The following is an 11,616-nucleotide window of genomic DNA, read 5'->3' on the forward strand; positions in this document are numbered from 1 at the left end:
TGAGTGTGAAACCGAAACAGATGTGAATTTAGGATATGTTTTAGTTGAAAATCACAAAAAAACCTAAAAATATGATTACAAATAGTGATTTTGCAGTACTAAATTTAGAAGTGAAACCTACAATATGGATGTTACGAGCAATACTATTGAAGAACTGTTAAGTGATGAGAGCTTTTTGGCGTGGTACTTTAAAACCGATCCTTTAGCTACAGAAAAATGGAATGACCGTATAACCAACGACCCTGTGCAAAGGAAACTGGCTGAAGAGGCCGTTCAAATGCTTCAAACCATTACCATTAAAGAACAATCAGTTGATATACAACGGCTGAATAATGCTGAAACCAGGCTTGTCAATGCTACCGTCAATGCTGATGCAGATCAGCGTTTGGCGCCTGTTGTCGCTATCAGATCCCGTAAATATAAATGGTGGGCTGCTGCTGCAATTATTTTCTTAACTTCAGTAGGAGTTTGGCAATATTTCCGCACTACAGGCAAACTCGCCATTCAAACCGCCTATGGGGAAACCCGGCAGGATGTATTACCCGACGGATCGCAGGTAATGCTCAATGCTAACACCACACTGAATTATAAAAAATGGAGCGAAGGATCAGATCGCGAAGTGTGGGTGAAGGGTGAAGCCTTTTTCCATGTGAAAAAAACAGCTCAGAAAACAAGGTTCATTGTACACACAGGAAATTTCGATGTGCTTGTTACAGGAACCCAATTCAATGTCATTGACCGGAACAATAAGAACAATGTGTTGTTGAAAGAAGGAAGTATTATCATACAACACGAAGGACAGGAAGTACATATGAAGCCGGGCGATTATGTTGAGTTCAGGGATAATGGCATTCAAAGGAGAGAAATCAATAATGCACCGGTTCTGGCCTGGACGGAACACAAGTTCATTTTTGAAAAAACTCCTATGAAAGAGGTCGCAACCCTGGTAACAGAGTTGTATGGAGTAAAAGTTACCCTGGCTGATGAAGCTAGTTCAACTGATTCGATCTCCGGCATAATGCCTAATGATAACCTGGATGTATTTATACAGGCTTTGGAAGCGTCTAAATATGATGTAGTGAAATCGGATAAAGAGATTCAGATCAGAAGGAAATAACGACCAGGCAGGTTTATGTTTTAAAATCTGCGTATGAGGAAAAAAGGCTCGGAAAGATTTTTCCGGGGTTGTTTATTAACGGTTGCCATGTTGCTCGTTTGTGCTGCTTTTGCACAGAATGGCGTTACATTCAACCGGAATAAAGCTCCACGTAAATCTTTACATGCAGGCGTTTCAACACCGGCAAGGGATACTACTGTTGCCCGCCAACCCCTTTTCGTCATTCTAAAACAGCTCAATCAATCAAAAGGTATTTTCTTTCTTTTCTCCGAAAAATCGTTTGGAGATGTACTGGTAAAGCCGGTCAGCAATAATAACCGGCCGGTTGAACAGATCCTGCAGGAACTACTGCAATCAACCGGCCTGAAGTACAAAAGGGTGAACAATAAAACTTTTGTCATTGTAGACGCTTCACGTGATAATTCTCCGCTCAATAAATCATCCTCTTCTTCTTCCGCTTCTGAAACAGGGAATACTTCTGCCGAAAGTAAAATGCAACTGGTAAAAGGACGGGTAACCACCGTTGATGGAAAACCGCTGTTGAATGTAAGCATTTGGGTAAAAGGTACTAACCGCGGCACTACCACCAACGCCAATGGTGAATTTGAAATGGAAGGTTCCAAAGGTGAAGTGCTTGAAATGACAAGCGTGGGGTACGATAGAAAAGAAGTTGTGCTCAATAATTCCAGCGCCATCATTTACCTGCATGCGCGGTTATCGGTTGTTGATAAGATGATGAATGAAGTGGTAGTAACCGCGCTTGGTGTAAATAAATATTCCCGCTCTTTAGGGTATTCCTTAAGCACGGTCACTGCAGAGGACCTCACTTCGGCCGGCAATACCAATTTCGCTTCTGCTTTATATGGCCGGTCGCCAGGAGTGTTGATCAATACAGCGCCGGGCGGCGCCACCAGTGCCGTTCAGGTACAGATCCGCGGAGTGAACTCGCTAAATTTCAATGCCCAGCCGTTATATGTAGTGGATGGCATCGTTATCCGCAATACCAATGAAAAAGGCATTGCCGGCATCAACAATGGCGGTTACTGGGTCGATCCGCGTATTCGCGGCAATGGCATCCTCGATATCAATACTGCCGATATCGATAACCTTACTATTCTAAAAGGGGCCAGCGCTACGGCCCTGTATGGTTCCGAAGCCGCTGCGGGTGTGGTGGTGATCACCACAAAAAAAGGAGCACCCAAAAAGCGGTTGGGTGTTTCGGTAAATTATACGAACACCATAGAACAGGCCGCGTTTTTGCCCGACTTCCAACATACCTATGGCCCTGGCGCCGACCGCGCAACCAATTTATCGGAAGGCGCCACGGAAGAAGGCTGGATCCCCGTTGACCTGGACGGGGATGGCGCCAATGATCACCTGCGGCCAAACTTTACCGCCTATGCGCAATTCGGCCCGAAGTTCGATGGCCGCGATGTGGCCTGGTGGGATGGGCACCTGCGGCCTTATAAAGCGCATGAGAATAATTACAAACAACTATACCGCACCGGGTTCAATTCTATTTTAAATACATCGGTTGCGAACCAAACCGATAAATTCTCTTACCGGTTGTCGTATACCCGCAACGATTATAAAGGCATACAACACGGCGGCGATCTGCAGCGGAATACATTTCACCTCAACAGTAATTTTAAGATCAATGATAAACTGAATGTAGATGTGATCTCCAGCTATTTTAACAGTAAAGTGCATAACCGCCCGTACCAGTTGACCCGCATCATTGCCGCATATGCCGGTTTTTACAGCCGGGCCGAAGATATGGGCGTGGTGCTCAATAAGTATAAAACAAGTGAAGGCTATAAATGGGTGCCCTGGAATCAATCGCAACGCAACCCGGCAGAAGCGCTGCGTTCAAACGTAAAAGTGGAAATGCTCGATTTCCTGTGGATGCAGTTGAGGAACAGCGAAGATGAATTTCAGGATCGTTTCCTTAACAGTGTTACGCTCAATTATGAGCTGAACAGTAACTTGAAGTTCAGAGCGCGTATCGGTAATGACCTCACCAGTTTGAAAACAGAAACCCGCCAATACAATGAATACCCGGTTATTTATAATCCTTCCAATGCAAGTACCGGCAAATTCAAATTGGCCAACGGGCGGTATTCGATCTTTTATGGCGATGGGTTATTGACCTGGACGAAGAAATGGAATAGCAAATGGAGCCTTTCGGTAACCGGAGGGTTTCAGGCGCGCAAAGAGAATTACAACGACCAGTCATCCGAAACCACCGATGGTTTGCTGGAGGAGAACTGGTTCAGCCTCGAAAATTCCTATCATCCTGTACTTACGCAAACCGACAGAAGCGCCATTTTAAAATACGCTTACCTTGGGTTCTTCAATCTTGCGTATAAAAACTATTTATTTTTGGAAGGTACCGCACGAAAGGAGTATTCATCTACTTTACCGCCCGGTAAGAACAGTTATTTTTATCCATCCCTGAACACCGGGTTTATTTTTAGTGAAGTAATGAACCTTCCAGGCTGGATCTCTTTTGGTAAAGTGCGTTCTTCTTATGGTATTGTGGGCAATGCGCCGCCTGCCTATACCTCGCCGGTTGCGTATACACAAACCACGCTTTTTTCGATGAACGGCCCGGTGGCAGCATTGAATGCTCAGATAAATGCCGGCAATAATGATATTCGTCCCGAAAATAAGTATGAACTGGAAGTTGGGCTGGAGTCCATGTTGTTCAAAAACCGGCTGGGTTTTGAAGTTACGTGGTTCAATAGCCGCACGGTAAACCAGATTGTTCAATTGAGCATCCCTTCCAGTTCGGGCGCCATGACCAAACTGGTGAATGCCGGTGAGCTAAAAAGCAATGGCGTTGAAATGGGGCTGCATGCATTTCCGTTGACCGGAAAAAAATTAAAATGGAAAAGCCAGTTGAATGTATCGATGTCGCGGTCAACCGTAAGCAAACTGGCATCGGGGGTTTCGAATATCGTATTTTACGAAGCCGAACAAAATGCGGTGCGCATAGTGGCCGAAGAAGGCGAAACGGTGGGTAATATTTATGTTAATCCGCGGCTGAAAGATAATGAAGGAAACTTCGTGATCGGTTCAAACGGCTTGTATGTAATAGATAATAACCGGTATGAAAAAGTAGGGAACGTAATGCCGCGGGTTACTGGTGGCTGGTTCAATAAGCTGAACTGGAAAATGTTCTCGCTCGATTGGGCCGTCGATTACCGACTTGGCGGTAAAATAGTATCGCCGCCTTTGAAATACAACCTCGGTGCGGGTATGTATAAAAGTACGTTACAATACCGCGATGCTGAAAATGGCGGATTACCTTATTATATCAGCAATGGTGAAAAGATCTTATTGCCCGGTCACCAGGCACAGTCGCCCGATGGCAGCAAGGTATATCACGACGGCGTTATATTGCCCGGCGTTACGGTATCGGGAAAAGAGAATACAAAGATCGTCGATGCTGCATATTACTATATGAATACCTACATCTGGGGCGCATCGGCGGTAAATGAAAGTGTTGTGGTGAATAACAGTTATATCAAATTGCGCGAAGTTGTATTGGCGTATTCATTGCCGGCCAAATTTGCCAATAAGTTGCATTTTAACAATATCCGCTTTTCACTAATTGGCAGAAACCTGCTGTATTTCTACCGTACTCTCAAGAATATCGATCCCGAAGCAACCATCGGTTCCAACTGGATCAGGCAAAGCGTCGATGAAGGATCGATGGCCGCTACACGGAGCTTCGGGTTCTCTGTAAATATGGATTTTTAATGAATGATCGTAAATGACCAAAACGGTTCAACATATAATTTTATTGGTATTGCTGGTTGCTGTAACTATCACCGGTTGCCGCAAAAAGCTGGCAGACCTGTATTATGACGCCGACAAAACCGTACAACCTTCCATTGAAAAGTTCTTTACCCAAATGCTTGACAACGACCGCGTACATCCCTCATACTGGAACGTGCGCACGTTTATTGCTTTGCACACCGGCGTGTATACCCAGTTGATCGGTTATTTGAACTATACGACCTCGTATCAGCAGAATGCAGGTTACACGCAAGACAGGTGGAACGATTTTTACCGGCCGGGCACCGCCGGTGATGGCGGTAATGGCGGCATAATGGCCCATTACCGGTTGATAGAATCTTTGTACAATTCCATAGAAGATGATCAGCAAAAAGCCAATGCCGCTGTTTTTGAAATGGCTGCAAGAGTAGTGATGTATGACCAGGCTTCGCAACTGGTCGATTGCTGGGGCGATATTCCTTTTAGTGAAGCCGGCAGGGTGAACACCTCCGGCGGTTCGATGTTGCCGGGGTTTGAAGCTGCGTCAAACGTGTACAATACCATCCTCGATGGGTTGAAAAATGCAGCGCTCTATTTTTCAGGCGCAACGCTATCCCCGGCTGCGCATGCCGCATTCACCAAACAGGACATCCTGTTGAACGGACAGTTAGGTAAATGGCAGCGTTATGCCAATTCGTTGCGGTTACGCCTGCTGATGCGCCTGTCGTATGTTGATGAAACAAGAGCGAAAACGGAAGTATTGACAATAATAAACAATCCCGACCAGTTTCCGTTGGTTGACGGTGCATCGAACTACATGCCTGCAACAACAGATGTTTTACAACAGCCGCTTGCCAACTATGTCGAAGATCTGCATAATGCGCTTTCTGAAGTGTTCAATTATTCGGCTCCTGATCATTTGCTGAATAAAGCGATGAAGCCGGCCAACGATCCACGTATTCCGGTGATGTTCGATAAATACGGCCGAACCGAAGGGGATCAGTTTATTCCCAATGCCGATTACAATGGCCTGCCGGTTAGCTTCAATGCCGAACAGCAGCAGGTGAACCTGGGCCGTTACGCCATTCTTGATTCCGCTACATTTTTATACAATAGTAAGTTGCCGGGGATTGTGATCACCGCCCCGGAAGTGAACTTTTTAAAAGCCGAAGCCTGGGAACGCTGGGGCGGGGGCGATGCGAAGTCGGCATATGAAACCGCTATCAGGCAATCGATTGCTTTTTACTATTATCTCAATAGCCTGAATACCATTACCCGTATGCCTCTGGCGCAACCGTCCGCTGCTGCCATCGACAATTTTATACAAGACGATCAAGTAAGTTATACAGGTACGGCCAACGAGTTGCTGGCTAAGATCTGGTTACAGAAATGGGTGCATTTTGGCTTTTTGCAATCGGTACAGGCCTGGGCAGAATACCGGAGAACAAAACACCCCCTGTTGCAGTTCTATCCCTCTACCTTGCCCGGTTACGAATGGCCGCCTTCGAGGCTGGTGTATCCTTCCAGCGAAACATCATATAATACAAACTATATAACCGTAAAAGATAAGGATGTACGTACAGGCAGAATATTTTGGGATGTTAAATAAACTCTAAGGTTTCAGGACTTTTTAAAATCCGGTATGTATCGTTGAAAATTTGCGCCCAGTACTTAGTTTTGACCCCCCTGTATCAACCTGATATCCGTTACTGCTATTTATAGCCACCGAAACAAAGATTGTTGCCAATTATTAATAACAAAACCAGCTTCTGTTTATGATGCGTGTTTCATTCTATTATCTTTTTGTTTTACTCATACTGACAGGCAGTACTATGGCACAGGAACAGGTACACCCGCAGTCGACCCAATACGAATGGCCAACCGACCCGGCCGTAAAAGAAAAGCTGGAGAACTGGCGCGATCAGAAGTTTGGGATGATCATTCACTGGGGATTGTATGCAGTACCCGGCATGATAGAATCATGGGCATTGTGTTCGGAAGATTGGGTATCACGCGATACGAACAGCAATTACTGCGATTTCAAAAACTGGTACTGGGGTTTGAAAAAAGATTTCAATCCCGTTCAGTTTAATCCCGACCAATGGGCGCAGGCCGCGAAAGACGCCGGTATGCGGTACCTGGTATTCACTACCAAACACCACGATGGCTTTTGTATGTTCGATACGAAAGAAACCGATTTCAAGATCACCAACGGTCCTTTCGCCGGTAATGCCAAAGCCAATGTAGCCAAATACGTATTCGAAGCGTTCCGCAAACAGGGCCTGATGATCGGCGCTTATTATTCAAAACCCGACTGGCATAGCCCATACTACTGGTGGCCAATGTATGCCACGCCCGATCGCAATAATAATTATGATATCCGCAAACATCCCTGGCGCTGGAACAGGTTTAAGGAATATACGTATAACCAGATCAGTGAGCTGATGCACGATTACGGTTCCATGGATATCCTGTGGCTCGACGGTGGTTGGGTGCGGCCGCTGGAAACGGTAACCGATGAAGTGCGGGCCTGGGGAGCTGCCATTCCGGCCTGGAGCCAGGATATCGATATGCCAAAGATTGCCGAAATGGCGCGCAAGGCGCAGCCCGGTTTGCTGATCGTCGACAGAACGGTTCATGGCCCGTATGAAAATTATCAAACACCCGAGCAACGGGTTCCCGATAAACAACTCGAACATCCCTGGGAAAGCTGCATTACACTTGGTGATAACTGGGGGTATGTGCCAACCGATAAGCTGAAAACGCCGTCTAAAGTTATTCATCAGTTGATTGAAGTGGTTGCCAAAGGCGGCAGCCTGTTGCTGGGCGTTGGTCCCAAACCCGATGGAACGTTGGATGCACCCGTTGTAGAACGCCTGGCCGCGATCGGCAACTGGCTGAAGGCAAACGGTGCAGCTATTTACAACACCCGGCCCATTCAGGGTTATCAAAGTGGCAAAGTGTATTTTACGCAATCGAAAAATACCAGGTCGGTATATGCCCTTGCCCTGCTCGATGAAAACAGCCCCGTGCCTGCTACCATTGAATGGGATATCAATGTGCCGCCCAAAGGATCGAAAATAAAACTGTTGTCAACCGGCGCCAATGTGAAGTATGTTATCAATGGCGAAAAAGTGAAAGTAAATATTCCGGCTGCTGTACAAAAGATGAAAGGTGTTCCGGCCCTGACTTTTGAATTTATAGTGGCAGCAGATTAGGTAACCGATATAAAAATTTATAATCAGTAGAGCGTATGAAAGTAAGTAAAGGAGTTATTTCAATAGCGACGGCGGCATTTGTGTCATTCTCATTTTTATCCGCACAGGCCCAGGTAAATGCGCCGGCGCCTGTTGGCCCGGTACCAACGCCTGCCCAACTTGCCTGGCACCAAATGGAAACCAATGCCTTTGTACATTTTACCATCAATACATTTACCGATAAAGAGTGGGGCTATGGCGATGAAAGCCCGAAGTTGTTTAACCCCGCCGCTACCGATGCCATGCAATGGGCGCGGGTGCTGAAGGAAACCGGTTTCAAACAAATGATCCTCACCTGTAAACACCACGATGGCTTTTGTTTATGGCCTACCAAATACACCGAACATTCAATAAAGAACAGTCCGTATAAAAACGGGAAAGGCGATATTGTAAAGGAAGCATCCGATGCCTGTAAAAAGTACGGGTTGAAATTTGGGGTATATCTTTCACCGTGGGACAGGAACCGGGCCGATTATGGCACACCTGATTACATTACTTATTACCGCAACCAGTTGAAAGAATTGTTCACCGGTTACGGACCGGTTTGCGAAATGTGGTTCGATGGGGCCAATGGCGGTGACGGTTATTATGGCGGCGCCAGGGAAAAAAGAAAGATCGATGGAAAAACGTATTATGACTGGCCAGCGACGTTAAGCCTGGTGCGGCAGATGCAGCCCAATGTGATCTTCTTCAGCGATGCAGGTCCGGGTGTACGCTGGGTAGGTAATGAAAGAGGCGTTGCGGGGGAAACCAACTGGAACACCATTACACCCGATACCCTCTACGCCGGAAAAGCGGGCATCGAGGATTTATTGAATACCGGCTCTGAAGATGGAACTGCATGGATCCCCGCAGAAGTGGACGTGTCTATAAGGCCCGGCTGGTTCTATCATAAGAAAGAAGATTCACTGGTTAAAACCGCGCAGCAGTTGTTCGACATTTATCTCACCTCAGTAGGCCGTGGCGCGGTGTTGCTGCTGAACATTCCGCCCGATCAGCGCGGTTTGTTCCATGAAAAGGATATCAAATCATTGTACGGCTTCCGCAATATCCTCAACCGCGAATTAGGTAAGAATAAAGCTGCGGGCGCTTCTGCAACCGCCAGCAATTTCCGGGGTAAGGCAGGCGCTTATGCGGCCGGCAATGCGGTTGATAACAGCAACGAAACGTATTGGGCAACAGATGACGAAGTAACTACCGCATCGCTCGAAATAAACACCGGCAAGGTGCAAACGTTCAAATACATCATGCTGCAGGAATATATAAAACTGGGCCAGCGCGTAAAATCATTTACGGTAGAGGTGTGGAACAACGATGCCTGGCAGCAGGTAGCCGCCGGCACTACTATCGGGTATAAGCGCATCCTGAAACTTACGCCTGTAAAAGCCGGTAAAGTGCGGGTCAATATCACCGCTTCAAAAGCCTGTCCGCTCATTTCAAACGTAGCCCTGTATTAATCATATTATAGAACCAATTGTAGAAAGATATTATGCAATTTCTCTGGCGTTGTGGCACGGTTAACAACATGAAATGGTTTCTTTTTGGTTTGGTGTGCATGTTGATGGCCGGTGCGTCCATGGCTCAAAAAGCCCGTTCATTTGAAGTGAAGAACGGGCTGTTCATATACGACAATCAACCTGTACAAATTCACTCGGGCGAAATGCATTATGCCCGCATTCCCGCGCAATACTGGCGGCACCGCTTAAAAATGGTTAAGGCCATGGGCCTTAACACGGTGGCTACTTATGTATTCTGGAACTATCACAACCCGGCCCCCGGAGTGTGGGATTTCAAAACAGGCAGTCACAACATTGCCGAATTCCTGCGCATTGCAAAGGAAGAAGGGTTGTTTGTAATTCTGCGGCCGGGTCCGTATGCCTGCGCCGAATGGGAATTCGGGGGTTATCCCTGGTGGTTATCGAAAGATACCAGCCTCGTCATTCGCTCATACAACCAGCCGTTTTTAGATTCCTGCAAGGTTTACATCAATAAACTGGCTGAGCAGGTAAAGCCTTACCTCGTGAGCAGTGGCGGACCCGTTATTATGGTGCAGGTTGAAAATGAATTCGGATCATACGTGTCGCAGCGGAAGGATATACCCATTGACACACATCGCAGGTATAATGAAGCCATACATCAGCAACTGGTAAGTTCAGGGTTAACTGGGCCATTCTTCACTTCCGATGGAACGTGGTTGTTTGAAGGCGGTTCTATACCCGGTATATTACCGACTGCCAATGGCGAAGACAATGTAGAGAACCTGAAAAAGGCAGTGAATAAATACCATAATAACGAAGGCCCGTATATGGTAGCGGAATATTATCCCGGCTGGTTACACCACTGGGCCGAACCGTTTCCCAATATCGGTGTGCAGCAGGTTGCGCAGCAAATAGAGAAATACCTGAAGAACGGTGTGCACTTCAATGTTTACATGGTACATGGCGGCACCAATTTCGGATTTACATCCGGCGCCAATTACAATAATGAGCACGATATTCAACCCGATCTTACCAGCTACGATTATGATGCGCCGATCTCCGAAGCAGGCTGGGCCACACCCAAATATCTTGCCGTGCGTGATCTGATAAAAAAATATGCAAAATATACGGTACCGGAAATACCTGCAAAGATCCCCGTGATCACACTGCCTGCCATTCAGCTGAACAGATCGATTGACCTGTTTGATCTTAAAAAAACAGTACAACCGGTAGTGGCCGATACACCACTATCTTTTGAAGCGCTGAACCAGGGGCATGGATATGTATTGTACAGTAAACGTTTTACCCAACCTGTACAGGGTACCCTGCAGATAAAAGGATTGCGTGATTACGCTGTAGTTTATGTTGACGGAAAGAAAGTGGCGGTCTTAAATCGCGTGAATAAAGAGTATACTGCTGCAATAAATATTCCTTTTAACGGTATGCTCGAGATTCTGGTGGAGAATATGGGCCGGATCAATTATGGCAGTGAGATAGTGCATAACAGCAAAGGCATTATTTCACCGGTGCTCATCGATGATATGGAGATCACCGGCGGCTGGAATATGTACAAACTTCCATTCGATAAAGCGCCGGTTGTTGGTACAGGCAAACAAAAAGAAGGGAAGGCGGCTATTTACAGCGGTACGTTCAGTGTAACCAACCCCGGCGATGTATTCCTCGATATGCATAACTGGGGCAAAGGGATCGTATTTGTAAATGGCATCAACCTGGGCCGGTACTGGCAGGTAGGACCGCAGCAAACTTTATATTTACCTGGTTGCTGGTTGAAGAAAGGTATAAATCAGATCGTGGTATTTGAGCAGTTGAACGATAATATTAAACCGGTGATACCTACGGTGGCAAAACCGGTATTGACGGAATTGAAGGGAGAATAGGAGACAGGTGAATGGTCAATGGTCAATGGTGAATAAGCCGCCGGCATTCAACATTCCCCAAAAACCGGAATCATCTCACCACT

General features: G+C 46.5%; 6 protein-coding genes. All 6 read left to right on the forward strand.

The window, feature by feature from the left end; genetic code table 11:
* Positions 1-124: 124 nt before the first annotated feature.
* Entirely contained in the window at positions 125-1,117 is a 993-nt protein-coding gene (locus tag A4R26_RS26495; protein ID WP_081169539.1) for a FecR family protein, read from the forward strand.
* Positions 1,118-1,150: 33 nt separating this feature from the next.
* Entirely contained in the window at positions 1,151-4,882 is a 3,732-nt protein-coding gene (locus A4R26_RS26500) for a SusC/RagA family TonB-linked outer membrane protein (protein WP_081169540.1), read from the forward strand.
* 13 nt (positions 4,883-4,895) lie between these two features.
* Positions 4,896-6,509 carry a SusD/RagB family nutrient-binding outer membrane lipoprotein gene (locus tag A4R26_RS26505; protein ID WP_081169541.1) on the forward strand — a complete coding sequence of 538 codons (1,614 nt, stop codon included), beginning with the start codon at positions 4,896-4,898 and terminating at the stop codon, positions 6,507-6,509.
* A 166-nt stretch (positions 6,510-6,675) separates the two neighbouring features.
* Positions 6,676-8,118 (forward strand): alpha-L-fucosidase, encoded by a 1,443-nt coding sequence (locus A4R26_RS26510; RefSeq protein WP_107685908.1) that lies wholly within the window; start codon positions 6,676-6,678, stop codon positions 8,116-8,118.
* Between the two features lie 35 nt (positions 8,119-8,153).
* Positions 8,154-9,614 carry an alpha-L-fucosidase gene (locus A4R26_RS26515; RefSeq protein ID WP_081169542.1) on the forward strand — a complete coding sequence of 487 codons (1,461 nt, stop codon included), beginning with the start codon at positions 8,154-8,156 and terminating at the stop codon, positions 9,612-9,614.
* A gap of 68 nt (positions 9,615-9,682) precedes the next feature.
* Entirely contained in the window at positions 9,683-11,533 is a 1,851-nt protein-coding gene (locus tag A4R26_RS26520; RefSeq protein ID WP_081169543.1) for a beta-galactosidase, read from the forward strand.
* The last annotated feature ends 83 nt before the right edge of the window (positions 11,534-11,616 follow it).

Source organism: Niastella populi (genome assembly GCF_002078015.1).
In the GTDB taxonomy this organism is placed as follows: domain Bacteria; phylum Bacteroidota; class Bacteroidia; order Chitinophagales; family Chitinophagaceae; genus Niastella; species Niastella populi.